Source organism: Propionivibrio sp. (assembly GCF_049316945.1).
GTDB lineage: Bacteria > Pseudomonadota > Gammaproteobacteria > Burkholderiales > Rhodocyclaceae > Propionivibrio.
Genome location: NZ_JBMOJE010000005.1, coordinates 18,028 through 42,866 on the forward strand (window position 1 = coordinate 18,028; position 24,839 = coordinate 42,866).

Annotated in this window: 26 protein-coding genes; 21 read left to right on the forward strand and 5 right to left on the reverse strand. The window is 57.2% G+C overall.

The window, feature by feature from the left end:
• Positions 1–25 precede the first annotated feature (25 nt).
• From ACOYNV_RS02065 to nudB, 6 genes are read left to right on the forward strand one after another with little or no spacing between them, the layout of a single operon-like run.
• On the forward strand, positions 26–298 hold the full coding sequence (locus tag ACOYNV_RS02065; protein ID WP_422898071.1) for an FmdB family zinc ribbon protein: 273 nt from the start codon (positions 26–28) through the stop codon (positions 296–298).
• A complete protein-coding gene (locus ACOYNV_RS02070; protein WP_422898134.1) occupies positions 298–930 on the forward strand; it encodes a DUF502 domain-containing protein in 633 nt (210 codons plus the stop codon). Before ACOYNV_RS02065 ends, ACOYNV_RS02070 begins: the two co-directional genes overlap by 1 nt.
• Before the next feature lie 13 nt (positions 931–943).
• The gene (gene aspS / locus ACOYNV_RS02075) at positions 944–2,758 is read left to right on the forward strand and encodes an aspartate--tRNA ligase (protein ID WP_422898072.1); all 1,815 of its coding nucleotides are present in this window, start codon (positions 944–946) and stop codon (positions 2,756–2,758) included.
• 5 nt (positions 2,759–2,763) lie between these two features.
• Complete coding sequence (locus ACOYNV_RS02080) at positions 2,764–3,183, forward strand: ribonuclease domain-containing protein (RefSeq protein WP_422898073.1); 420 nt, start codon at positions 2,764–2,766, stop codon at positions 3,181–3,183.
• Entirely contained in the window at positions 3,180–3,638 is a 459-nt protein-coding gene (locus ACOYNV_RS02085) for a barstar family protein (protein ID WP_422898074.1), read from the forward strand. Before ACOYNV_RS02080 ends, ACOYNV_RS02085 begins: the two co-directional genes overlap by 4 nt.
• Positions 3,635–4,081, forward strand: coding sequence for a dihydroneopterin triphosphate diphosphatase (gene nudB / locus ACOYNV_RS02090; protein WP_422898075.1), 447 nt, complete (start codon positions 3,635–3,637; stop codon positions 4,079–4,081). Before ACOYNV_RS02085 ends, nudB begins: the two co-directional genes overlap by 4 nt.
• On the opposite strand, the gene ACOYNV_RS02095 is transcribed toward nudB, so the two are convergent.
• On the reverse strand, positions 4,053–4,253 hold the full coding sequence (locus tag ACOYNV_RS02095) for a cysteine-rich CWC family protein (RefSeq protein WP_422898076.1): 201 nt from the start codon (positions 4,251–4,253) through the stop codon (positions 4,053–4,055). The genes nudB and ACOYNV_RS02095 overlap by 29 nt on opposite strands.
• Positions 4,254–4,566: 313 nt before the next feature.
• Positions 4,567–4,995, reverse strand: coding sequence for a hypothetical protein (locus ACOYNV_RS02100; RefSeq protein WP_422898077.1), 429 nt, complete (start codon positions 4,993–4,995; stop codon positions 4,567–4,569).
• 87 nt (positions 4,996–5,082) lie between these two features.
• On the opposite strand from ACOYNV_RS02100, the gene ACOYNV_RS02105 reads away from it, so the two are divergent.
• The 7 genes from ACOYNV_RS02105 to ACOYNV_RS02135 all read left to right on the forward strand — a co-directional run bounded on the left by ACOYNV_RS02105 (position 5,083) and on the right by ACOYNV_RS02135 (position 15,418).
• Positions 5,083–8,172, forward strand: a complete 3,090-nt coding sequence (locus ACOYNV_RS02105; protein WP_422898078.1) for a site-specific DNA-methyltransferase — start codon at positions 5,083–5,085, stop codon at positions 8,170–8,172.
• Positions 8,172–10,652: a DEAD/DEAH box helicase family protein gene (locus ACOYNV_RS02110; protein WP_422898079.1), complete on the forward strand. Its 2,481-nt coding sequence runs from the start codon at positions 8,172–8,174 to the stop codon at positions 10,650–10,652. Before ACOYNV_RS02105 ends, ACOYNV_RS02110 begins: the two co-directional genes overlap by 1 nt.
• Positions 10,642–11,766 carry a hypothetical protein gene (locus tag ACOYNV_RS02115; RefSeq protein ID WP_422898080.1) on the forward strand — a complete coding sequence of 375 codons (1,125 nt, stop codon included), beginning with the start codon at positions 10,642–10,644 and terminating at the stop codon, positions 11,764–11,766. The genes ACOYNV_RS02110 and ACOYNV_RS02115 overlap by 11 nt, the downstream gene beginning before the upstream one ends.
• 440 nt (positions 11,767–12,206) lie before the next feature.
• A complete protein-coding gene (gene argB, locus ACOYNV_RS02120) occupies positions 12,207–13,094 on the forward strand; it encodes an acetylglutamate kinase (protein WP_422898081.1) in 888 nt (295 codons plus the stop codon).
• Positions 13,095–13,730: a pyrimidine 5'-nucleotidase gene (locus ACOYNV_RS02125; RefSeq protein WP_422898082.1), complete on the forward strand. Its 636-nt coding sequence runs from the start codon at positions 13,095–13,097 to the stop codon at positions 13,728–13,730.
• Positions 13,731–13,766: 36 nt separating this feature from the next.
• A complete protein-coding gene (slmA, locus tag ACOYNV_RS02130; protein WP_422898083.1) occupies positions 13,767–14,363 on the forward strand; it encodes a nucleoid occlusion factor SlmA in 597 nt (198 codons plus the stop codon).
• Entirely contained in the window at positions 14,318–15,418 is a 1,101-nt protein-coding gene (locus tag ACOYNV_RS02135; protein ID WP_422898084.1) for an acyltransferase family protein, read from the forward strand. The genes slmA and ACOYNV_RS02135 overlap by 46 nt, the downstream gene beginning before the upstream one ends.
• A 101-nt stretch (positions 15,419–15,519) precedes the next feature.
• On the opposite strand, the gene ACOYNV_RS02140 is transcribed toward ACOYNV_RS02135, so the two are convergent.
• The 3 genes from ACOYNV_RS02140 to ACOYNV_RS02150 form a co-directional block, all read right to left on the reverse strand.
• On the reverse strand, positions 15,520–16,680 hold the full coding sequence (locus ACOYNV_RS02140; protein ID WP_422898085.1) for a pyridoxal phosphate-dependent aminotransferase: 1,161 nt from the start codon (positions 16,678–16,680) through the stop codon (positions 15,520–15,522).
• 218 nt (positions 16,681–16,898) lie between these two features.
• Positions 16,899–18,140 carry a type II toxin-antitoxin system HipA family toxin gene (locus tag ACOYNV_RS02145; RefSeq protein WP_422898086.1) on the reverse strand — a complete coding sequence of 414 codons (1,242 nt, stop codon included), beginning with the start codon at positions 18,138–18,140 and terminating at the stop codon, positions 16,899–16,901.
• 3 nt (positions 18,141–18,143) lie between these two features.
• Entirely contained in the window at positions 18,144–18,395 is a 252-nt protein-coding gene (locus ACOYNV_RS02150) for a helix-turn-helix domain-containing protein (protein ID WP_422898087.1), read from the reverse strand.
• 671 nt (positions 18,396–19,066) lie between these two features.
• On the opposite strand from ACOYNV_RS02150, the gene ACOYNV_RS02155 reads away from it, so the two are divergent.
• The 8 genes from ACOYNV_RS02155 (at position 19,067) to ACOYNV_RS02190 (ending at position 24,826) form a co-directional block, all read left to right on the forward strand.
• Positions 19,067–19,801, forward strand: a complete 735-nt coding sequence (locus ACOYNV_RS02155; protein WP_422898088.1) for a flagellar brake protein — start codon at positions 19,067–19,069, stop codon at positions 19,799–19,801.
• Positions 19,802–19,854: 53 nt separating this feature from the next.
• On the forward strand, positions 19,855–20,940 hold the full coding sequence (gene mtnA, locus ACOYNV_RS02160) for an S-methyl-5-thioribose-1-phosphate isomerase (RefSeq protein ID WP_422898135.1): 1,086 nt from the start codon (positions 19,855–19,857) through the stop codon (positions 20,938–20,940).
• A complete protein-coding gene (locus tag ACOYNV_RS02165; protein WP_422898089.1) occupies positions 20,933–21,592 on the forward strand; it encodes a class II aldolase/adducin family protein in 660 nt (219 codons plus the stop codon). Before mtnA ends, ACOYNV_RS02165 begins: the two co-directional genes overlap by 8 nt.
• A gap of 78 nt (positions 21,593–21,670) precedes the next feature.
• Entirely contained in the window at positions 21,671–21,955 is a 285-nt protein-coding gene (locus tag ACOYNV_RS02170) for a type II toxin-antitoxin system CcdA family antitoxin (RefSeq protein WP_422898090.1), read from the forward strand.
• Positions 21,955–22,263: a CcdB family protein gene (locus tag ACOYNV_RS02175; protein WP_422898091.1), complete on the forward strand. Its 309-nt coding sequence runs from the start codon at positions 21,955–21,957 to the stop codon at positions 22,261–22,263. Before ACOYNV_RS02170 ends, ACOYNV_RS02175 begins: the two co-directional genes overlap by 1 nt.
• 39 nt (positions 22,264–22,302) lie before the next feature.
• Positions 22,303–23,931: an NAD(P)/FAD-dependent oxidoreductase gene (locus ACOYNV_RS02180; RefSeq protein WP_422898092.1), complete on the forward strand. Its 1,629-nt coding sequence runs from the start codon at positions 22,303–22,305 to the stop codon at positions 23,929–23,931.
• Positions 23,932–24,070: 139 nt separating this feature from the next.
• Entirely contained in the window at positions 24,071–24,577 is a 507-nt protein-coding gene (locus ACOYNV_RS02185; RefSeq protein ID WP_422898093.1) for an ankyrin repeat domain-containing protein, read from the forward strand.
• Positions 24,578–24,613: 36 nt separating this feature from the next.
• Positions 24,614–24,826 (forward strand): DUF3820 family protein, encoded by a 213-nt coding sequence (locus ACOYNV_RS02190; protein WP_422898094.1) that lies wholly within the window; start codon positions 24,614–24,616, stop codon positions 24,824–24,826.
• Positions 24,827–24,839: the final 13 nt, after the last annotated feature.

Consider the following 24,839-nt stretch of genomic DNA (forward strand, 5'->3'; position numbering starts at 1 on the left):
TTCGAGCGTTTCATAGAGGTTTGCCATGCCGATTTATGCTTATCGTTGCGATCCCTGCGGTTTTCAGAAGGATCACCTGCAGAAGCTCAGCGACCCAGTGCTAAGCACCTGCCCTGAATGCGGCGAGGAAACGTACGCCAAACAGGTCACATCGGCGGGCTTCCAGTTGAAGGGTAACGGCTGGTACGCCACCGACTTCAAGGGTGGTCCGCCCCCTGCTGCCGCCAAGGCACAAGCCAAGGAAAGCGCCCCTCCCTGTGCCGGAGGCACCGGAGCTTGTCCGTGCGCGGGCAGTTGATCAAGCGCTATTTCCTGACTGGTCTGCTGATCTGGGTACCGCTGGCGATCACCACCTGGGTACTATCACTGATCGTCAATACGATGGACCAGTCGCTGCTCCTGTTGCCGACGGCCATCCACCCGCACACGCTGTTTGGGTTCAACATACCGGGGGCTGGTGTCATCCTGACCCTGGCGATCATTCTCCTGACCGGGCTGGTCACCACCAATTTCATCGGCCAGAAACTGGTGATCTGGTGGGAGCGATTGCTGGCGCGCATCCCCTTTGTAAATTCAGTCTATAACAGCGTCAAGCAGGTATCCGACACGCTGTTTTCATCGACCGGACAGGCCTTCCGCAAGGCATTGCTCATTCAGTACCCACACGAAGGGGCGTGGACCATCGCCTTCCTCACGGGCAAGCCGGGCGGCGACGTGCTCAATCATCTCAAGGGCGACTACGTCAGCGTCTATGTCCCGACGACTCCGAACCCGACCTCCGGTTTCTTCCTCATACTGCAAAAAAAGGATGTCATCGAGCTCGAAATGAGCGTCGACGAAGCACTCAAATACATTATCTCGATGGGCGTTGTCGCACCACCCGCCCGCCCCAAACGGCCGTTTATCGCCCCCAACAACCAGCTTTCGTAACCCCGGAAAAAGCATGCGAACTCATTACTGCGGTCAACTCAATTCACAAACCATCGGTCAGGAAGTCAGCCTCTGCGGCTGGGCGCACCGTCGGCGCGACCACGGCGGCGTCATCTTCGTCGACTTGCGCGACCGCGAGGGACTGGCGCAGATCGTCTGCGACCCGGACCGCCCCGAAATGTTCGCCATCGCCGAATCCGTGCGTAACGAGTTCTGCCTGAAAATTACCGGCAAGGTACGCGCTCGCCCGGCCGGCACGATCAACGCCAACATGCCGAGCGGCGAGGTTGAAATCCTCTGCCACGAAATCGAAGTCCTGAACCCTTCGGTAACGCCTCCGTTCCAGCTTGACGATGACAATCTCTCGGAGAACGTCCGCCTGCTGCATCGCGTCATCGACCTGCGCCGCCCGCACATGCAGCGCAACATGCAGTTGCGTTACAAGACGGCGCGAGCCTTCCGCCGCTTCCTCGACGACGCCGGCTTCATCGATATTGAAACGCCGATGCTGACCAAGAGCACGCCGGAAGGCGCACGAGATTACCTGGTCCCGTCGCGCGTGCATCCCGGCCAGTTCTTCGCCCTGCCGCAGTCACCGCAGTTGTTCAAGCAACTGCTGATGGTCGCCGGTTTTGACCGCTACTACCAGATCACCAAATGCTTCCGCGACGAAGACCTGCGCGCCGACCGCCAGCCCGAATTCACCCAGGTCGATATGGAAACCTCGTTCATGAACGAGGATCAGATCATCACGTTGATGGAAGAGCTGATCCGCACCGTATTCAAGGAGGCGATCGACGCTGACCTGCCCAACCCCTTCCCGCGCCTGACTTACGCCGACGCCATGCACCGCTACGGCTCCGACAAGCCGGATCTGCGCGTCACGCTGGAGTTGACTGAAGTCACCGACGCTTTCAAGGAAGTGGCCTTCAAGGTCTTCGCTGGCGTTGCCAACAGCGAAGGCGGTCGCATCGCCGCCCTGCGCATTCCAGGTGGTGCCACCTTGACGCGCGGCGAGATCGACGCCTACACCCAGTTTGTTACCATCTACGGGGCCAAGGGGCTGGCCTACATCAAGGTCAATGATGTCACCCAGATCAACGAAACCGGTCTGCAGTCGCCGATCGTCAAGAACCTCAGCGAAGCCTCGCTGCGCACCGTCATCGAGCGTACCGGCGCGCAATCCGGCGACCTGATCTTTTTCGGCGCCGACAAGGCCAAGGTGGTCAACGACGCTCTGGGTGCACTGCGTGTCAAGATCGGCCATGAAAAAGGCTTTCTCAATGGCAAGGCCTGGGAGCCCTTGTGGGTCGTCGACTTCCCGATGTTCGAATACGACGAAGAAAACAAGCGCTGGTCGGCCTGCCACCACCCCTTCACCAGCCCGAAGGACGAGCATCTCGAACTGCTGGCCAACGATCCGGGCAAGTGCCTGGCCAAGGCCTACGACCTGGCGCTCAACGGCTGGGAACTCGGTGGCGGCTCGGTGCGTATCCACCGCGCCGAGATTCAGGAGCAGGTGTTCAAGGCACTCGGCATTGGCGAGGAAGAAGCCCGCATCAAATTCGGCTTCCTGCTCGACGCGCTCAAGTACGGCGCGCCCCCGCACGGCGGCCTGGCCTTCGGTCTCGACCGCATCGTTACCATGATGACCGGCGCCGAGTCGATCCGCGACGTGATCGCCTTCCCCAAAACACAGCGTGCCCAGTGCCTGCTCACCGACGCGCCAAGCGACGTGGACGAAAAGCAGTTGCGCGAACTGCATATCCGCCTGCGGCAAAAGGTTGAGGTGCAAGTTGAATCCAAGGTAGAAGCCGGCAAGGCATAAACCCTATGCTTCGGTTTACTGCATTCCTCCGGCTGGCGCTTTTCCTGGCGCTGGCCGGATTTTTTGGCATGGCTGGTACGGCGGCCAACACGGCGCAGGCACGCGAGGCCTATTACGACAACCGCAGTATCGCGCTCGCCGATCTACCGCCAGAAGCGCAACACACCCTACGCCTGATCCAGCGTGGCGGACCGTTCCCTTACCCGCACAAGGACGGCAGCACTTTCGGCAATTTCGAAAAGCGCCTGCCGCTGCAAGCTCGCGGCTACTACCGCGAATACACCGTTCCAACCCCGGGCAGCCGCGATCGCGGCCCCCGACGCCTGATTGCCGGCAGCGGCCGAACGGGCAATGTCGCCACCTCCGGCGAGTACTACTACACCGGCGATCACTACCGCAGCTTCCGCCGGATACGCGAACCATGACCCAGCACCGCAACCCGCCACACGAGAAACAGGTGGCAAACATCAGCGCCGGCATCTTCAGACTGGCGCGCAAGGATCTGCCCGCGCTCCGTCAAGCTGCGGACGAGCTCAAGCAGGCCTTTTTCAGCGTTGATCTTGAGCAGGCCCACAATGTCCCGGGCTTCATCAATGCCTTGCAACGTGATCTTGAATTCCCTGACTGGTTTGGCGGCAATCTTGACGCGCTCCATGACTGCCTGACCGACTTCTCCTGGCACCCGGCGCCCGGCTACGTCATTACCCTCGCCGGGAGCGACAAGCTGAGCGCCAACCCGACCAGTTTTGCGGCATTCAACGAAGTCCTCGCCAGCGCTGTCGAGGCGTGGCAAACGAGGAACATTCCGTTCCGCATCTTCTATCTGCAGGACGACCCAGCCCCGGCCATCCGGCAAGATTTCTCTACCGGCAAGTCATGACTGGCGACAAACGGCCAGTCTCCGTACTGGTCGTTATCCACACGCCGGATCTTCACATCCTTCTCCTCGAACGTAGTTCGCACCCCGGCTATTGGCAATCAGTTACCGGCAGCCAGGAAAACGATGAAAGCCTGATTGATACCGCCGCGCGCGAAGTCGAGGAAGAAACGGGCATCGCCGCCAGCCAAAGCGCTTTCAGAGACTGGCAGATCACCAACACCTTCGAGATTTTCGCCGAATGGCGCCATCGCTATGCGCCCGGCGTCACCCAAAACACCGAACACGTTTTCTCACTCGAAGTCCCCGCACAGCAGCCGGTCACCATCGCCCCCGACGAGCATTTGAACTACCAGTGGCTGCCTTGGCGCGAAGCCGCCGAGAAATGCTTCTCCTGGACCAACCGCGACGCCATCCTCATGTTGCCCGAGAAAGTTGCTCGCTAACGCGCTTATCCAGGCACGCCGGGCAATAGCAACTGCCGCCGGCTTCCGCCGCGAAATAAACGGCCGGTTTTTCCATGCACCAGCAGGTCGCCAGCCCGGCCACCGCCCCGCAGACAAAAGAGGCACCGCAGCCGGCACACACACTGGGCGTTACTTTTTCTTCAAGCGCCATGATTATTCCCGTTATTTTTTCGCCAGCATACCGCCTGAAAGCCGCTCCAGCTGGCGTTCTACAGACCGGTAAGCCGGATAGCCATTAAATACGCCGACCTTCAGATACATATCATGAAGATCGTTTATCCATGCGGGTTTAGGCGACATGAGTAAATGAGAAGGCAAAATTTCTAAATCACTCTAGCATCACGCGAGGTGTCTGATCGAAAACGGAATGCCTTCCAGAACGTAGCTGATTTCTCCTTTTGGTTTCCCCTTCCATACGGCAAGTGGATCAATCTCTACGCAGCGACACGCTTTACAAGAGAGTCTCACGGCAACTGATCCTTCACCGTACTCGGCAATAGGCTTGCCTGACCGAGTCCAAGAATAATTTCACGCACTGCCTTCCGTTGCACTGCCGGCAGGCTGAGGTACGCCTCAATTACATCGCGTTCCTGAGAGCTGATCGCCGCCTCCCAACGGGCACGGCGAGTTTCAATCGTCTGGTAAATTTCCGTTCCATAGCGTAATTGGTGTGGAGATACCTGCAACCACTCGGCCAGCACCAGCAGTTTATCCTCGCGGGGAATGGTTTCACCAAGCAACCAACGCCTGACGCCATGCCCATGCAGCGTCACCGGTTTCCCCCAGCAGCGTAGGTTGTACTCCCTTTCCAGCACTGCGGGCTTGGGTTGATACCCAGCACGCGCCATCGCCTCGCGTAACCGATTAGCAAACTTTGTTTTGACGTTTTCCATGCCCGAAAGCTACGTGGAGCGCCAAACCGAAGCGTAACCGGTTATTATTTACGGTTACGCATTTAACGTAACAATCACTCAACTACCATGACTACACATTCTCATCGTCAGCGCATCGAAACCCAGTTTGTGCAGCTTATGGCCGAACTATTCCAACTGGACGACTCTGAAGCGTTGGATTTTGGGCTGTACCGGGTTATTCGCCATCACAACCGGGAGGTGCGCGCGTTTCTTGGTGAAATTGTCAGCACCGGGAAAGAATCCCGTACCTTGCAGGGTGGGCAACTGGGGCAATTGCTCGACGAAGCATTCAGCAAGGCCGACCACGAGACCACCGCCGTCGACCGGGCAACTCTCACCAGAATTGAGGCCGATCTTGGATTAAAACCCGGCATGACCGAAGCGCAACGCGAGAGCCAGCTTGCCGCTGCATCAGCCATCCCGGCCAATAAAGCCCAGGTCGACGAATACCGGGCGCTGAAAGACGCGCTCGACGGCAGCACTACGGCCGACCACGACCGCGCCGAAGTCTTGAACCGCCTGTATCAATTCTTTAGCCGCCACTACCAGGACGGTGATTTCATTGTCGAGCGACGTTACGGCAAGGGCGGATCACGCTACATCCGCTCCACTGGTGAAGACACTGAATTCCACTGGGCAACCGAGGACATGTACTACATCAAGTCCGGCGACATTTTTACGGACTACCCGGTACGACTCGCCAACGGGCAGCGCATTACCTTCACTGTCGATGCCGATAGCCTGCAAACCACACGTGCCGCGCTCAAACCCAACGAAAAAGCGCATTACGAATTTGCCAGCATTGAATCAGCCAACAAGCCGTTTAGCGTCTGCCTCAAGTACCTCAAGGGCCCGCAGAACGACAAGCAGCGTGAAGAGATCGTCACCCGCATTCATACCCAGACCGGTGGCGATCCAGCTGACATCAAGCGGTGGCTCAGTCGCTACATCACTCGTAACCAGAGTGATTTTTTCATCCACAAGCGGTTGCGTGAGGCGCTATCCGAAGACCTGGATATTTTCATCAAAACCGAGGTTCTGGATACCGAGCAATTACTGGTTGATAAAAACCTATCAAGCCGCGTCATCAATGTCGGCCGCATCGTGCGCAGCATCGGACTCAAAATCATCGACTTTCTCGCCGCCCTTGAAGACTTCCAGAAATCGCTGTGGGAAAAGAAAAAACTGGTTTTCGAGACACGCTACGTCATTACCCTCGACCGACTGCAACGCCACTGCCCAGAATGGCTGGAGCAGCATAGTGAACAGATTGTGACCGTTCAGCGCACCGAATGGCTGGCGCTCGGCTTGGGCGAATATGCCACAGCAGCAGACTGCCGTAAGGAAACGCCAGGCGACCTGGCGACGCCCGCAGCAACTCGTTACCTGCCGTTGCCGGCGGATACCGGCAATTTCGACACTGACTTCAAATGGGCCATGCTGGGAGCGGTGACTGCAAGCATCGGCCTTGATGAGGCTTTGGATGGCGTGGCGATTCAGTCGGATAACTGGCAGGCGCTGAATACCTTGCAGACGAAATACCGCGAGCAAGCGAAGTGCATCTACATTGACCCGCCCTACAACACAGATGCTGGTCCGATTGACTACAAGAACGGCTACAGAAGTGCCTCATGGATGGCATTGATGGATGACAGACTGAAGCTTGGCCGTCGCTTGATGAGAGATGATGGCGTGCTTTGTTGCACGATTGACGATTACGAACAGAAGCCTCTTGGGATGTTGTTGGAACGTATATTTGGTGAGAACTCAATTGCTGGGGTGGTTTCTATCCGTATCAATCCATCGGGGCGGCCAAAGCCAAGTGGTTTTGCCGTGTCACACGAGTATGGGTTCTTTGTTCAGAACTCAACCACTAGTGCACTTGATCGGCTAGATCGTACTAATGCGCAAATGAAGCGCTACAAGGAAATAGACAACGATGGTTCCTACATGTGGGAGTTGTTCAGAAAGAGGGGGTCGAATTCTGAGCGGTCCGCTCGCAGAACTCTTCACTACCCTCTGTATGTCAGTGAGAGTGGTATTCGGGTTCCGCACATTGTATGGAACGAATTAGCTCGAAACTGGACTGCCACGGAAGTTCCGAAATCTGGAGAAACACTCGTATTTCCAATTGACGATAACCAGATAGAACGAACTTGGCGTTACAAGCATGACGAGGTGAACGCGAAGCCCAACAATTTCAGAGCGACCAAAGACAGTTCTGGTATTTGGGCAATCTATTACAAATATCGCCCTTCCAACACAGGAGTACTCCCTACAACTATGTGGATAGACTCCAAATTTTCGGCAACTGAGCACGGTACAGGAGTGCTCAAAAAACTGTTCAAGCAGCACGATGCTTTTTCCTACCCAAAATCAGTGTTTGCCGTAGAGGAATCTCTCAAGGTCTCTGGGGCGACTGAAGACAATGCATTGGTAATCGACTTCTTTGCCGGATCGGGAACAACAGCACACGCAGTGCTGCAAATGAATGCGAACTCAGACACCAACACGCGCTTTCTTGTTGTCGAGGTAAACAAATATTTTGAGGCTGTCACACTTCCGCGCATCAAAAAAGTTGCTGCCTCTCTGGATTGGGAAGGCGGCAGCGCGCAGGCCATAACCGGACGAGGCGCATTTGTCCGCGTGCAATCCTTGGAGCAATACGACGACACTCTGGAAAATCTGGCCATTGAGACAAAGACCGGTGATTCCGGTGATCTACTCAGCGAGAACCAATCCCTCGCCCTGCGTTATCGCCTCGACCAGGCTAGCCGTTCTTTATTCTGCGCGGTGGAGCATTTCAGTTCCCCTTTCGGACGCCAGTTAAAACGTGTCGAAGGTGGCGGCGATGCGCCGTTCCGCGATGTCGATTTAGTGGAGAGCCTGGCCTATCTGCTCGGCCTCGACATTGCGCGCCTGTTCCGGGAAACCGAGGGCGTGGTGATGACCGGCACCAACCGCCGGGGCGAATCGGTGGCGGTCTTTTTCCGCGATAGTGGACTGGCTAGTTCGGCAGCCTGGGTCGAACAACAACTTGCGGCACATCCGGCTGACCGGGTGTTCGTCAACGCCCCGGCTGACTTGTCCTTCCCTGGTTGCGAGCAACTGGAAGCTATCGAAACCGCCTTTGCCTTGCAGTTCGGGAGAGTTTGATGGCGCTGGTCAAACGTTCCGGCCACGCCAAGCTGAAGGCGGCGCTGGTGTTGCGCGATGCGCTGCTGGCTGAATTGGGTTTGATGCAGCTTGCCGCGATGCAGCAGTTGCGTAATGTGGAAGAGAACATTGGCGCAGAGCCGGGGCTGGCTGAAGGAAAGTATCTGGATGCGCTGTTGTCGGTGTGCAAGGGAAGCAGTGACCATCTGATCACACTGGATGGCAATGTCCGCGCCGCCTGTCTGAAAGCGGGGTTGTCGCCACGGTACGCGCAATATCTGGCCTTGGTTCTCTTCGCGCATTGGGTGACGGCGCAGCAGGATGATCCCGCCGCATTCCTGATTCGCTTAAACGAGTACCTGACCCAGCACCAGCCGAAAGATGCGGATTTCGTCATCCAGCCCTTCTCAGAGGCTGACCTGCAACTGGCCGCATTCTGGATGGCCACTGCCGCCGGCAAAACGCATGTGCTGCATGCCTGTCTGGCGCTGCTGGAAAAGCTACGTCCCTGGAACAGCATCCTGATCATTACTCCGTCGGAATCACTTACCCGGCAACATGCAGAAAAACTGCGGGCACTGGCGGCCTGGGATGTTTTTGCCTATCCGATGGATGGTGATGCCTCGGCACTTGGCCGATTGCCGCCGGATACAGTCATCGTGCTCGATATTAATAAACTGGCGGTTGAGAAAAAGGGTGATGGCCTTACGGTGCCAACCCATGTTTTCAAGGATGGCTGCAATCTTGTTTTCGTGGATGAAGGCCATAAAGGACTTAAAACCGAGGACAGCACCTGGAAAGCCTTGCAGGCCGACCTGGCCGGCATCGATGCCACCGAGACAGCGCATCGCGGATTGTTGATCGAGTTCTCCGCAACCTTCGGTCAGGTGGCTGAAGGCGAGCATGCTTTTGGGCGTTACGCCAAAGCAGTGATTTTCGATTACGCCTACGACCGCTTTCATCAAGACCGTTACGGCAAGGATTTCTGGCATCTGCGCCTGCAAGGCAAGGAGGACACCAGCGCCATCCTCCAGCAGCAAACATTGACCGCAGCCTTACTTGCTTTCTGGCATCAACGAATCACCTTTGCCAGCAGTGAAGCGCGGGAGGCCGTTTCATATGCGGGCTTGCAGGTCGCTGCACCCTTGTGGGTTCTGCTCGGGTTATCGGTTATTGGCGGCAGTTCGGCCAAGAAGGATGTGGAACAAACATCCGACGTCGTTGATGTTCTGCGCTTCCTGCACATCACGCTCACCCGTCCAAACGAATTGCGAAACAGTCTTGATCAGTTACTCGGGACGGCTGGCATTCTGCTGGATATTCTACCTGGCGAGGTGCGCGCCATTGCCAGCGCCCTGCCGCGAGAGGCGTTGGTCAAGCGCGTTCTGACGGATGTTTTCGGTTGGCACGCCGGGGACAAAGCAGTTTTCCGCATCATCCGCTCGGCATCGGGCGAATTGGGGCTGGGGCTTTTGCGCGGCGATAGCTGCCATTATTTTGGCGTCGTCAATGTCGGCGATGCGAGCGGCCTGAAGAAAAAAATGGAAGAAAATGGCCTGGCCGTGGAAGAGGATGCGATGTCGTCATCGCTCTTTGCCGCGCTGGATGCAGCGGGGAGCAAGGTGAACGTGCTCATTGGCTCACGACGCTTCGCAGAGGGCTGGGATAACTATCGTGCGTCATCGTTAACACTGCTGCGACTTGGTCAGGGTGAAGGCTCGCTGATCATCCAGATGTTTGGCCGGGTGGTGCGCTTTGCTGGCGTCAAAGGCGACGGCAAACGGATGGAAAGCCCACCCAAGGCCATCGTGCCGCTACAAACGGCTTATATTTATGGCCTGAAATCCGGCTATCTCGATACCTTCTTGCAAGGCTTGTCGGACAACGGTGTCAGTAAGCTTACGCGCACCATGGGAAAGATAAAGCCGCTTGATCCCTTCCCGCCATTGTTGCAGACGGTGATTGCTGAAACGCCGCAAGCGCGCGATTTTTCAGTGAGTGCAATGGGCGGTGGATGGCTGAAGGCGGCCAACCCGATTCGAATTTCGCTCGCGGCATCAGTGGCGTCGTCCCAGTTGAAAGCGGGTGATGTCAGTCATTTGAAGGACGAAGTCGGTAGTGATTTGACCGAAGATTTCAAGAAGCGCCTCGCTCTGATTGACGTTGATGCCTTATATCGCCATCTGGTCGATTTTCGGCGCCAACAGGCGCATTGGTGGAACTTCAGATTTGATCGCGCGGGCATCGCCGCCGCACTGCATAGCGATCGGTATGTGATTTTTGGGCTACCCGGCGTGTTGGCCATAGCCCGCAAGGATGATATTGATCGTATCAACCGCATGGCAGGCACGATTGTCCGCCGCTTGTTCGAGAGTGCCTACCGCAAGCAGGAAAGCCGGCATTGCCGTTACCAGCGAAAAGCAGCCGCACCGTTGAATCTCGAATACGATTATTACAAGGAAATCGCCCATGGCGAATAAGCCGAAGCTCCCTGTTCAGAATGGGCTATTCGAGGGCGGCATTACCTGCCCGGACGTGCAGAATCTTCCGTGGATTATCGACCATCGTGGCATAGACACTGTCGAGGTGCGCGTACCAGGAAGTGTTTTTCAACCCGTGCTGCTAAAGCCACATCAGCAGAATATTGAGGTCGGCCCCGGCAAGCTTGATGCACATGAAGAGCAGTTTGTCCGCGACCTGGTGAATTACCTCTATCCGCATGGCGGTCAACCCTGGAGCGAGCAGACACCGCTCAAATGGGGCGACAGTGAAATCTGGCTCAAGCGCAACATTGAAAAGCGCAAGGACTCGTTTTGCCTGAGAGTAGATGACTCGGATTGGTTTTACCCGGATTTCATCTTGTGGATTCTCGATCACAAAACCAAAACCCAAACCTTTGGCTTCGTCGATCCCAAAGGAATGATCATCGGCGCGGGTAAGGGTTGGGCGGATTACAAGATTGTGTGCACGCTGTACATGCCGCATGTACTTGAACGGCAATTGGCAGAAAGCAATCAGCAAGTTGAATACCAAGGCGAGACTTGGAAGTTCCGGGTACGAGGGGCGCTGGTTTCAACCGCGCCGTTTGCAAGCCTTGTAGCGCAAGGGAAATTCCGTGTCCTTGACAACAGCGACACGATGGTCGCGCCGACTCAAGAGGAATTCAGGCGGGGGCGAATCGCATTTCAGAAGCAGGGAGATACGTCCTACATCAAAGATACGCTCGATTTGCTGACCACAGATTCGGTGCTTGATGATTTGCTTGCCAGAACGGCCTTACTCTTTGATAGAAACCACACCTATTTCACACCACAAAGCGAATCGGACTACGACTTGCTAATCCGCAAGGATAATTTACGCGACACGGATTCAGAGTCGGCCTTTGTGCAGAATATCGTTGAGGCCTATCTCAAGCAGAAAGACGCCTCCGCCGCGAACGCGATCATTTCGAAAAGGTGCCGCCAGCAGCTTGTGCATTATGCAAAAGAAGGTGGAATACTCGGCTTCGGTGCGGAAAAAGCACACGAATTGCGAGACCACCCAACCCCGGCCGAGGAATTGTGGAAGCGGAAAGAAAATCAGCCACAGAAATGAAATAACGTAACGACGCAGCCCACTCCCGACAAGAGTAGAGCTCCGGCAATGCGGCGCAAAGAAGAGATTTTGCGCACTAATTCGGCAAGTGCATCAATCTCTGCGAAGCGGTAGCACTTACCAGTATCAAATTTTCCATAATTAAACCGGGCTTGGCGCATTGAAGCATCTCCACCTCGGCAAGCCGCGTGGAATGGCGTTCTACCAAAGTACATGCCGAAGAGCGCCTGTTTACGCTACTCTCCAGGCACATAGCCTGTAGGTCGGGTTAGCCCGAAGGGCGTAACCCGACATCAGCGCAGGCCAATCGATCCGGCAATTGTCGGGTTACGCTGCGCTAACCCGACCTACAGGGTGTCTTACGAACCATGCCAACTCTCCATCTTTTTATTTGCCACCGTGCCGGGTAGAATCAGCCACCCATTTCAAGGACCCCGACCATGAACCTCCCGCAATCCTCCCCGCCCCAGGAAGCCACCATCCTTGCCGAAGCGCTGCCTTATATCAAACGCTTCCACGGCAAGACCATCGTCGTCAAATTCGGCGGCAACGCCATGATCGACGAGAAACTGAAGCAGTGTTTTGCGCGTGACGTGGTGCTGCTGAAACTGGTCGGCATGAACGTCGTTGTTGTTCATGGCGGCGGCCCGCAGATCGAGAATCTGCTGACGCGGGTCGGCAAGAAGGGTGAGTTCATCCAGGGCATGCGCGTTACCGATGCCGAGACGATGGAAATCGTCGAAATGGTCCTCGGCGGACAGGTCAACAAGGATGTGGTCAACCTGATCAATCAGGCGGGCGGCAAGGCGGTCGGTCTGACCGGCAAGGACAGCAACCTGATCCGCGCCAAAAAGCTCCTGCTGCAAAACAAGGAGAATGAGGCTGATCCGATCGATATCGGCATGGTCGGCGATATTACGCAAATCGACCCGTTACTGATCAGCCATCTTGAAGCCGGCGGATTCATTCCGGTGATCGCACCGATTGGCGTCGGCGAAAACGGCGAAACCTACAACATCAACGCCGATGTGGTTGCCGGCAAGATCGCCGAAATCCTCAAGGCGGAAAAACTGGTGCTGCTGACCAATACCCCGGGCGTGCTCGACAAGGAAGGGAATCTGGTGACCGATGTCACCCCCAGGCAGATCGACGAAATGGTCGCCGACGGTACGCTGTTCGGCGGCATGTTGCCGAAAATAAGCTCGGCACTCGATGCCGCACGCAGTGGCGTCAAGAGCGTGCACATCATCGACGGTCGCGTCGAACACGCACTGCTGCTGGAAATCCTGACCAGCCACGGTGTCGGCACCATGATCAAGAATCGTTAAGTGCAGCGCACCTGGCTTTTCGATCTCGACAACACGCTGCACAACGCCACTCCGCACATCTTTCCGCACATCAACCGCTCGATGACGGCCTACATCTGCGAGCATCTGAACGTGGATGAAACCGAGGCGGCACGCCTGCGGCAGGATTACTGGCAACGCTATGGCGCCACCCTGCTCGGGCTGATGCGCCACCACGGCACCGACCCGCACCACTTTCTGCACCATACGCACCAGTTTCCCGATCTTGAGCGCTCGGTCATTGCCGAGCGCGGGCTGAAGGCCATGCTGCGCCGGTTGCCGGGGCGCAAGATCATTTTCTCCAACGCGCCGCTGAAATACACCGAGTCGGTATTGGCGATTACCGGCATCCGCAGCTGCTTTGACACTGTCTATACGGTCGAGCGATTGCGCTTTCAGCCGAAGCCGGCAATCGCTGGCTTTCTTCGCCTGCTGCACGACGAACGGCTTGACCCGCGTTCCTGCATCATGGTCGAAGATACGCTACCCAATCTGAAGACCGCCAAACGGCTGGGTATGAAAACCGTGTGGGTGAGCGCTAGCACCCGGCGTCCGCCTTATGCCGACGTGCGGGTCGCTTCGGTTCTCGACCTGCCGAAACGGCTTGGGCGGCTATAATCCGGCCTGTCGAACAATCGACTCAGGGACGAGACCATGACCAAGCCGGGCGAAAAAAAGCTGCAAATCCTGCAAACGCTGGCCGGGATGCTGGAAAACCCGAAAGCGGAAAAAATCACCACCGCCGCCCTCGCCGCCCGGCTCGAATGTTCTGAAGCCGCGCTCTATCGCCACTTCGCCAGCAAGGCGCAGATGTTCGAGGGGCTGATCGAATTCATCGAAAGCAGCCTGTTCGGCGTCATCAACCAGATTTCCGCCGAGGAAGGGCAAGGCCTGCAACAGGTCGAGCACATCCTCTCCCTGCTGCTCAACTTCGCCCAGCGCAATCCCGGAATGACCAGGGTGCTGACCGGCGACGCGCTGGTGCACGAAAACGAGCGTTTGCAGGCGCGCATCAACCAGTTGCACGACAAGATCGAGGCCGCGCTCAAGCAGGCGCTGCGCGTTGCCGCAACGCAGGAACAGATTTCCGCCGACGCTGATTTTGGCGCGCTGGCCAACATCCTGCTCTGCTACGTCATCGGCCGCTGGCAGCAGTTCACCAAGAGCGGCTTTACGCGTGAGCCGATGACTCACTGGGCGCAGCAGTGGCCGATGCTCTGCTTCACCTGCCTGAGCCAGCGCAGCGCATGAGTGGCGGCGCCGCCATCCCTTCCACCAGCTCACGGCTGGCTTCGATCGACGCGCTGAAGGCCGTTGCCTCGCAACTGATCGTATTGCACCATCTGGCCTTTTACGGCCCGATGTCGGATTACGCCCAGTCCATCGCTCCGGAGCTGATCTCCTGGCTCTCGCAACATGCGCGGATCGCCGTCCAGGTCTTCCTTGTGCTGGGCGGCTTTCTCGCGGCACAGGCGCTCGCACGCCACGGCCGGCTGCTGGAAAAACCAGTGCACACGCTGCTCTGGCGGCGTTACCTCAAGCTCGTTTTGCCCTTCCTCGGTGCGCTGTTGCTGGCCATCCTCGGCGCCGCCATCGCCCGCAGCCTGGTCACGCACGACTCGATCCCCGAGGCGCCGACGCTGGCGCAATTCATCGCGCACGTTTTCCTGCTGCAGAACGTTCTTGGATTTGACGGAATTTCCGCCGGCGTCTGGTACGTCGCCATCGACTTCCAGCTCTACGCCCTGCTGCTCGCCGCACTCTGGCTCTCGCGCCACGCAGGAGAGCACGCACCGGTAGCCGGACGCCTGCTCGTCGTCGGACTGTCACTGGCTTCGCTCTATTACTTCAACCGCGACGCCTCGTGGGATAACTGGGCCATCTACTTCTTCGGCGCCTACGGGCTTGGCGCCATCACCTACTGGACTGTCCACCGCGACGAGGCGCCGCTCTGGCTGGGCCTGCTCGTGGCATTGGTGATTGCCGCGCTGCTGATCGACTATCGCTCGCGCATCGCGGTCGCGCTGCTGGTGGCGATTCCCCTGGGCGTTGCCCGTTACGCCGGAATCATCGAAAACTGGCCGAAATCAAAAATCATCGCCTGGCTCGGGCAGATTTCGTTCTCCATTTTCCTCGTACATTTCCCGATCTGCCTGGTGATCAACGCACTGTTCGAGCGCTTCATGCCGCACACGCCTGCCATTCAGTTTCTCGGCATGTTCGTCGCGTGGGCCGCCAGCATCGGCGGCGGCGAGCTCTTCTACCAGCAGGTTGAGTGCCGCGCGCAGCGGTTGCTGGCGAGGTAGGCGCGCAAATTCGCTACGCGCCGCTGCCTCAGTTATTCGGCACCAGCTCGACGCGACGGTTCCTGGCCTTGCCTTCCTCGCTGGTGCCCGTCTTTCCTGCCTCAAACCCTCCGCAGCTTCGCGCCCGCCGCAGCCAGCGTCGCTTCCTGCTTGGCGAAGCAGAAGCGCACCACGCGGTCATCCCGCCCGTCCTGGTAAAACACGGAGACCGGAATAACCGCCACGCCCACTTCGCGCGTCAGCCACTGGGCAAACTCGCGGTCGGGCCGGTCCGAGATTTTGTCATAACGCGCCAGTTGAAAGTAGGTTCCGCGACAGGGCAAAAGCTCGAATCGGGAACCGCGCAACTGATCGCGGAAAAAGTCCCGCTTCTTCTCGTAGAACGAGGCCAGACCCAAGTGGCGCGAGGCATCGCGCATGTAATCGGCGATCCCGATCTGGCACGGCGTATTGACCGTAAACACGTTGAACTGATGCACCTTGCGAAACTCGGTCATCAGATCCGCCGCGCCAAACACATAGCCGATCTTCCATCCGGTGATATGGTAAGTCTTGCCAAACGAGGAAACGACGAGGCTGCGTGATGCGAGTTCCGGAATGCTTGCCACGCTGGCATGCCGCTCACCGTCAAACACGATGTGCTCGTACACCTCGTCGGACAGCACCACAATGTCGGTATCACGCGTCAGTTCGACCAGCGCCGCCAGATCCTCGGCATCGAGCAGGCTGCCGGTCGGGTTGTGCGGCGAGTTGATGATGATCATGCGCGTGCGCGGCGAAATCAGCGAGCGCACCCGACTCCAGTCCGGCTTGTAATCCGGGAATCCGAGCTGGGCATAAACCGCTTTTCCGCCCACCGTTTCAATCGCCGGCACATAGCTATCGTAGACCGGTTCGAAAACAATGACCTCGTCGCCGCCGCGCACAAAGGCGGCAATCGCGGTGAAGATGGCCTGCGTTGCGCCGGCGGTGACGGTGATTTCCTGATCGCTGTCATAGCGCACGCCATACAGCGCTTCAATCTTGTCGGCGATGGCCGTGCGCAGTTCCGGCATGCCGGCCATCGGAGGATACTGGTTACGGCCATCGCGCATGGCGCGCAACGTCGCCTCGAACAGTGCCGGATCGGCCTGAAAATCGGGAAAACCCTGCGACAAATTTATCGCGCCACAATCGGCAGCGAGTTTGGACATCACGGTGAAGATCGTCACACCAATATTCGGCAGTTTTGAATCGGTCGTAAGCTTATGATTGTTTTTCATATTTCCATACTCAAAGCACCAGAAGATGCGGAAGTCGACAAGTGTTCCTGACCTTACTTCAAAAAAAATTATCGAAGGACATTGTCTCAACTCGGCCGAAGAAGTGGAAGTTGCTTTCGCAAAAGAATTGCCATTGCGATAAATGACTCAGTGCGCAAATTCAGCCGATATCCTCGTTAGGGTGCATCATCAGCCGACATCTTTTTGTCAGATTCGAATTATCCAATTGCCGTCACGACTTTTTCCCCGACATCGGTGTTTGCGGATAAGTCACCGATCGATACGGTTTTGTTGGCCGCGAGACCGAAGCACGCTTTTTCGATCAGCGGCTTCATCTCTCGCCAGATTTGCGACTCCTCGGGCGGGCGATAATCCATTGCTGCCGTGGCAATGCGTTCGATAATTTGTTCAGGATGGTCAACGTAGCAATGAATCTTCCCGAACTCGATCAAATCCTGTGTGGCCGTCCAGAATTTTGATCCGTTAAGTTTTAAAGCCAAGGGGTCATTCGGAATGTAGACAGTCGTGTTTACTATGTCATAAATCGGAGAAAGTCTGACGTCGTTGGTCGTTGGGTCGGTATAAAGCAAGCCGAAATTCTTGAGGTGCGCGTCGCCGTTGCGCAGCAGTACCGATAGGGCCACAGTGGAGAACAATTGCTCAAGAGACTGAGTCTTAAGTTCTCCATTTGTATAAGCGCCGACAGCCTTTGCGAGCAATTCATAACTGCCTGCGTATTTGTCCTGCTTGTCCATCAAAGACGTCATGTCTTCGAATCCGAGATAGCCCTTTTCGCCGAGGTCGAAGCGAGCGACGATGAATAGTTTTTTATCGTCGGAAAGCCAAAACTTCGGGACGTTCAAGCCAGCGCTTTTCGCAATTGACATGCAAAAGTATTCGTTTTCCGCCAAATTGGGATAATCGTCCCCGCTAGATTTGACGATCACGCTTCGGTCTTTCATTGAAATCTTTTCAATGACATCGTTCGCGGTGTCAATATGAAGCGGAACCACTACTTTGGGTTGCACGCCGGAGATGCCAGAAGCCATTGCGTACTGGTTGGCGAGGTGCGAAAAGAGGTCTTCCGTCCCCTTCCACGTCAGGAGTGAATTCAGGTGCTCGCCGGGAATCTTCGGGCTGCCGTCGTCTGTTTCCTGAAGCGTCCGGACACGACCGATCACGTCGCGACCAGTAATGGCGAGAAGCGTCATGTCGTCCATTTTTGTCACCTTGGCAAATCGCTCTTTTATCCAGTCGAGCAAGAAGCCTTCGGGAAGGTTTTGACGAAAGACCCCCGGCAAAATGTTGGTGGTGTAGCTTTTTGAACGAAGGGGCATTGCAAGTGCTATTTCGCAAGCGGGTTCCGCTGTGCGGTAGTTGAAGACGAATTGGCTTTCGCGGATAAGCTCGCCGGAAAAGCCTTGGGTCGTAACGACCTTGAGTTTATTGATCTTTTCCATGGATTATTCATCGTCCTTAAAAAGCTCACCAAGGTCTTCAAGGGTTGGGCGACCGCGACCGGGGCGAATGATCAATTCGAGATCGAGCGCGTCGCACAATCGCAACAGTCGGCGCAATCCAATATCGTGAGCATCATTTTCGAGGCGCGATATCATCTCGCGACTGAGCTTTGCCGATTTCGCAACTTTCTCTTGAGTTGCCCCGCGCTCTTTTCGACGACTAATGAGGACGTCTCTAATTTGTGCAATATTCATGTGATGAATTTAGCACATTAATTCATGCAATGTTAATTATGTGATAATTACGTCACATGAATCTCGTCAATAACCAAGCTTCTGCAATTGACAAAATAGGCAAGGGACCGCTATAGATATCCCTTGTCCTGTCAGCGCGCGTTGAAAAGTGACCAGTTGTACGCGTTGAATTTTGACTAGGGGCGATAGCCGCCTGTCATTGGCTTGGCTGTGGATATGTGTAGCCAAAACGTAGCCGTGTTGAGCCATTTTTTCTGTGCGATCCGATCCTTTATTCGCTACGGCGTAACGAATTCTCCGCTTAATCAGAGGCGTCCCTCGTAGTAGTCGGCACCGCCATCGGATACTGTGGCTGCCCGATCTAGCGCAGCACTTTCAGCCTCACGCAAGCAATCAAACTATTGACTTGGACCTGATTATCAAGATCATGGTACCCACCCAGGGAAGTTTGGAATCAATGGCGATAGAGGTATTGAGCATGGCGATCCGCATTGAATGCGATGGTAACAATGAGATGTGCAGTTTATGAGTACAACGATCGACAGACAAGCGAAACAGGAACAGTGGCAAATCGATTGATCGCCCCCTTGAACCCATGGCGTAAAAACCGGTTCCCCGCTGGGATGCAAAAACTCCCGGAAATTACTCCCGCATCAACCTGCCTGAGCATCATGAGCAATTCATACACCGACGAAGATCTGGAACGTTGCACCCTGAGCGGGCGCCGCGAAATTCTTTTCCAACTGCGCAACCTGATCAGGCAGAGCGAACGAGTTTCCGTATCCTTCGACGAGGGCAGGCAAAGCTTTCTTACCGTGTTGATCGACTTTTCAGAAGACGATGGCTATCTCTACTTTGACATCGGTGGCAGCGAAGAGACCAACGTCGCCTTCCTGAAGGCAGAGCGCTGCTTGTTCGGCGGCATGGTTGAAGGCATTCGCATCCAGTTTTCCGCGAAACAGGCGCGAAAGACGACGTTCAAAGGTGAACAGGTATTTGCCGTCGCCTTGCCGAACAGTCTCCTCCGGTTACAGCGTCGAGAGGCCTTTCGCCTTCAGTTACCCACAAGCAAGCCCTATATCTGCCGGATCCGGAGAGGCTCTCCTGAAGAAATCGCCCTGCCTCTGTATGACATTTCAGTCGGCGGGGTCGGCATCCAGGCATCGGAACAACTTTCGTTCGAACCTTTGGAGAAACTCGAGAACTGCTGGATTGACCTGCGGGATTCCGGGGTACTTCCCGTAACCCTTGAGGTTCGCTACCTATTGGCCAAGGAAAGCCGCACGAGGAAAGCATTCTTTCATTTGGGCTGCCGGTTTCTCAAGTTGTCGCCACTCAACGAAACGCTTATCCAACGCTTCATGGCCCGCATTGAAGCCGAGCGCCGTACTCTGTCTGCCGGTTAGCCCCAAAATCGCGGCGATACGTGGGGAATGCGCCGGCTGTTAAAATGCCGGGCATGAAAATCAATAACGTCCCCACCCGAACCTTGCGGCCAGCACCTGACAAACGCGCCGTAGATATCATCGACCAGACCGCGCTGCCCCACGAATTCCGCACCCGGCGCCTGGCCACACTGGATGATGCAGCACACGCCATCCGCGTCATGCAGGTGCGCGGTGCGCCGCTGATCGGCGTGACCGCCGCCTACGGACTGGCGCTGGCGCTCAAGCACCAGCCCGACGATGCGGCATTGGCCGCCGCTGTTTCCACGCTCGCCGCCACCCGACCGACCGCCGTCAATCTGCACTGGGCGCTGGCGCGCATGCAGGCCCATCTCACTCCGCTCCCCCCTACGGCGCGCGCCGAGGCGGCCTGGCAGGAGGCGGCCATGATTGCCGAGGAGGATGCTGAACAATGCCGCCGCATCGGTGAGCACGGACTGGAACTGCTGCTACCGTTGAAGGGGAAGCACCGCCGACTGGAGATCATGACCCACTGCAACGCAGGCTGGCTGGCCACCGTCGATTACGGCACAGCGCTGGCACCGGTCTATGCCGCCTTCGATTCAGGTATCGACATTCACGTCTGGGTTTCCGAAACCCGGCCGCGCAACCAAGGGCTGCTAACGGCCTGGGAACTAAAGCAGCATGGCGTTGCGCACACCCTATTCGCCGACAACGCCGCCGGCCTGCTGCTGGCGCAGAACAAAGTTGATGCGGTGATCGTCGGCGCCGACCGCATTGCCGCCAATGGCGATGTCGCCAACAAGGTCGGCACTTACCTCAAGGCGCTGGCCGCATGCGAAGCGGTCGTGCCTTTCTACGTCGCTGCACCACGCTCGACCATCGACTTCGATTGCCCAAGCGGTGCCGGGATTCCGATCGAGGAACGCAGCGGCGACGAACTGCGCGTGGCGTACGGCCGCGACGTCATGGGGCAGACCAGCGCATTGCGCCAGTTACCGGAGGATGAAGCGGTGGCCAACCCGGCTTTCGACGTTACGCCGGCTCGATTCGTCACGGCGATCATCACCGAGCGTGGCGCCTGCCCGGCGACGACTACAGGCCTGCGCGGACTTTACCCGGAACACTGCCATGACTGAACTGCGCCAGAAATTGATCGACACCGCCCGCCGCATGGCGGCATCAGGACTCAACAAGGGAACCGCCGGCAATCTCAGCGTGCGTGCCGAAGAGCGAGGTGAAGCAGGCAGCAACGAGAGTGGCTTCCTGATTACCCCTTCCGGCATGGCTTACGCGGCGCTGCAGCCTGAAGATATCGTCTTCATGCACCTTGACGGATCGTACACCGGCCGCCGCAAGCCTTCCTCCGAATGGCGATTTCATCGCGACCTCTACACCGCCCGCCCGGAGGCCGGAGCCGTGCTGCATGCGCACTCGCCCTTCGCCGTGAGCCTGGCCTGCCTGCGCCGCGACATCCCGCCCTTCCACTACATGATCGCCCGCTTCGGCGGCGACACGCTGCGTTGCTCAACCTACGCCACTTTCGGCACACAAGCGCTTTCCGACGCTGCGCTAAGCGCCATGGCAGGGCGCTGCGCCTGCCTGCTGGCCAATCACGGCATGCTTGTTTTTGGTCGTGACCTCGATCAGGCACTTGATCTTGGCATCGAACTCGAAGCGCTTTGCGAGCAATACTGGCGGGCCTGTTCCATCGGCGAACCAGTGCTGCTCGATGCGGACGAGATGGCCACGGTGCTGGAGAAGTTTGGCAGCTACGGGCAGCAATCTTGAGTGAAAGATACGTAGCTTTACAATCCTCTTTGATACGCCTAAAGTATGCGCATCAATTTACCACCAACGGAGGTTTCCATGCGTCGTCAACTAGCTGAAGAATCCCGTGCCACCTATTTCTCACTGGCACTGCTGAGTGAAGGCGGCAAAAAGAAAATGAGCCTCTCGATCAGTGAACCGCTTGCCGAAGCCGCACGCCAACTGAACATCAATCTATCCCGGGCAGCCGAAACAGGCATCCTGCAGGAGATCAAGCGCCGCCGTGACAGCGCCTGGCTGGAAAAAAACCACCTCGCTATCGCCGCCTACAACGAACGAGTTGAACGTGAAGGACTTTTCGGCGACGAGTATCGGGGTTTCTGATGCGGCATCACGTATACATTCTGAAGCAGTCAAAACATCGAGATCGCCCTTATGTCATCGACCTGCAAAATAACCTGCTCTCCGATCTGGGCACCCGTCTGGTCGCCCCGCTGCAACGACTTGCCAGTGTCAATGCGGGCGAGATCATTGATGAACTGATGCCGATCCTGACCATCGGCGGCGAAGATTTCGTTTTGTTGACTCAAGAAGCTGCCGCTTACCCCATCAAAGGGCTTGGTCACGCCGTTGCCGATCTTACTTCCCAAGCTTCCGTACTGACCAATGCACTCGACCGACTGGTCGGCTGAACGGCCCTGCATCGACAGCATGCCGACTTCACCGACTCCATGATCCGCATTACCGAACTCCGACTGCCGCTCGAACACCCGCCGGAAGCCCTGCAGACTGCGGCGGCAATGCGCCTGGGCATCCCTGAAAAGGCCATCCGCAGCCTTACCGTCTTCAAGCGCAGCCACGACGCGCGCAAGAAAAGTGCGCTGACTTTCATCTACACCGTCGACGTTGAAATCGATACCGAGACGGCGATACTCGATAAATTTGCCGACGATCCAAAGATCGGGCCGACGCCGGATACGAGTTACCACTTCGTCACGCAGGCACCGGCCCATCTCGCTGCACGGCCTGTGATCGTCGGCTTTGGTCCGGCTGGAATCTTCGCCGCACTGGTGCTGGCTCAAATGGGCTTTCGTCCGCTGGTTCTCGAGCGCGGCAAGGCGGTGCGTGAACGCACCAAAGATACGTGGGGACTGTGGCGCAAGAATGTGCTCGACCCGGAATCGAACGTGCAGTTCGGCGAAGGTGGCGCCGGCACCTTCTCCGATGGCAAGTTGTACAGCCAGGTCAAGGATCCGCGCCACCTCGGGCGCAAGGTGCTGACCGAATTCGTCAAGGCCGGTGCACCAGAGGAAATCCTCTACGTCGCCAAACCGCATATCGGCACCTTCCGCCTGGTCAGCATGGTTGAACACATGCGTCGCGAAATCGAGTCGCTCGGCGGCGAGATCCGCTTCCAGAGCCGTGTCACTGGCCTGCACATCGAACACGGCCAGGTGCGTGGCGTGCAGTTGGCGAGCGGCGAGGAAATCGAGGCCCGCCAGGTCGTTCTGGCGCTCGGCCACAGTGCGCGCGACACCTTCGAGATGCTGCACGCAACCGGCGTTTTCATGGAGGCCAAGCCCTTTTCGGTCGGCTTTCGCATCGAGCACCCGCAGTCGCTGATCGACCGCGCACGCCTCGGCGCCAACGCCGGCAACCCGCTGCTCGGCGCGGCCGACTACAAGCTGGTTCATCATGCGGCCAACGGTCGCTCGGTCTATAGCTTCTGCATGTGCCCCGGCGGTCAGGTGGTGGCTGCCACCTCTGAACTGAACTGTGTGGTGACCAATGGCATGAGCCAGTATTCACGTGCCGAACGTAACGCCAACGCCGGCATCGTCGTCGGCATCACCCCGGCAGATTATCCCGGCGGCGCTGTTGGCAACCCTCTGGCCGCATTGTCGGGTATCGCCCTGCAGCGCCAACTTGAAAGCCACGCCTTCAAACTGGGCGGCGGCAACTACGAAGCACCGGCCCAACTGGTCGGCGACTTCCTCGCTGGACGCCCGTCAACCCGGCTTGGATCGGTTATCCCTTCGTACCAGCCCGGCGTGCATCTGTCCGATCTCGCTACCGCGCTCCCAGACTACGCCATCGACGCCATACGCGAAGCGCTGCCGGCCTTTGGTCGCCAGATCAAGGGCTTCGACATGGCCGATGCGGTGCTCACCGGCGTCGAGACGCGCACCTCATCACCGCTGCGCATCACGCGCGGAGAGGATTGCCAAAGTCTGAACGTAAAGGGCCTGTACCCGGCCGGCGAAGGCGCCGGTTACGCCGGAGGCATCCTTTCGGCCGGCATCGACGGCATCAAGGTCGCCGAGGCGCTGGCGCTCAACGCTGAGTCAGCGATGCGTTGATAGAGCGCCGGTTCACACGAAAAATTTTGCTACCCCTCGAAAAAAGGAACCGTTGGCGGCTAGTACTGTCTCTGAACTGCAGCAACTGATGCTATTCAAGCAGACTCGTTTGCACCACCCATTCCCTGGAGATTTTGTTGTGAGCCCACCTGTCGACCTGATCAAAGCGATTCGCACGGGCCTTCTGACTGAAGTTGTTGCCGCGCTTGAAGCCGGCGCTCAAGTCGAATTGCTTGACGGCCCGGGTGACCCGGGCCTTCCGCTGGCAATGGCCTGTTTCATGGGCCACGCCGAAATTGTTCGCGAACTGGCTATCCGTGGTGCAAAAGTTAACATTGCCGACAATCGGGAACCGAAGTCACCCTTGTCGATGGCCATTCGTGGTGGCAAGACCGAGGTCGTCAAAGTGCTGATTGAACTCGGAGCCGAAGTTCCGTCCGGAGTACAAACCGGGCTGACCGACCAGGAGTTGATGCTGGCGCGAGGGAAAGCTCAGCATTTCGGTACCGGCACATCAGGAGCAAACCAGCCCGACTCGGACCTGCCTGTCATCGAAGAAATCCAGGTGCTTAGCTGTTATGGCACGGATACGGGCGTTCTTGACGCCGAGATGCGTCGGGCCATAGAGGAAATGAGCAAGAAATAATCATCCTGCTCGCATACTCACGGGCCGCGCCAACAAATGCATCAGGAAAGCTTGCTACTGCTGGTCAGCCGCACCATGCCCTACGGCAAGTACAAAGGCCGATTGATCGCGGATTTGCCCGGTCAGTACCTCAACTGGTTTGCCCGCGAGGGTTTTCCGCCCGGAGAGTTGGGCAAGCTACTGGCGCTGATGCACGAACTTGACCACAACGGCCTTTCATCCCTGCTTGACCCTTTGCGACCGCGGTAGCTGCTGCCCTTGA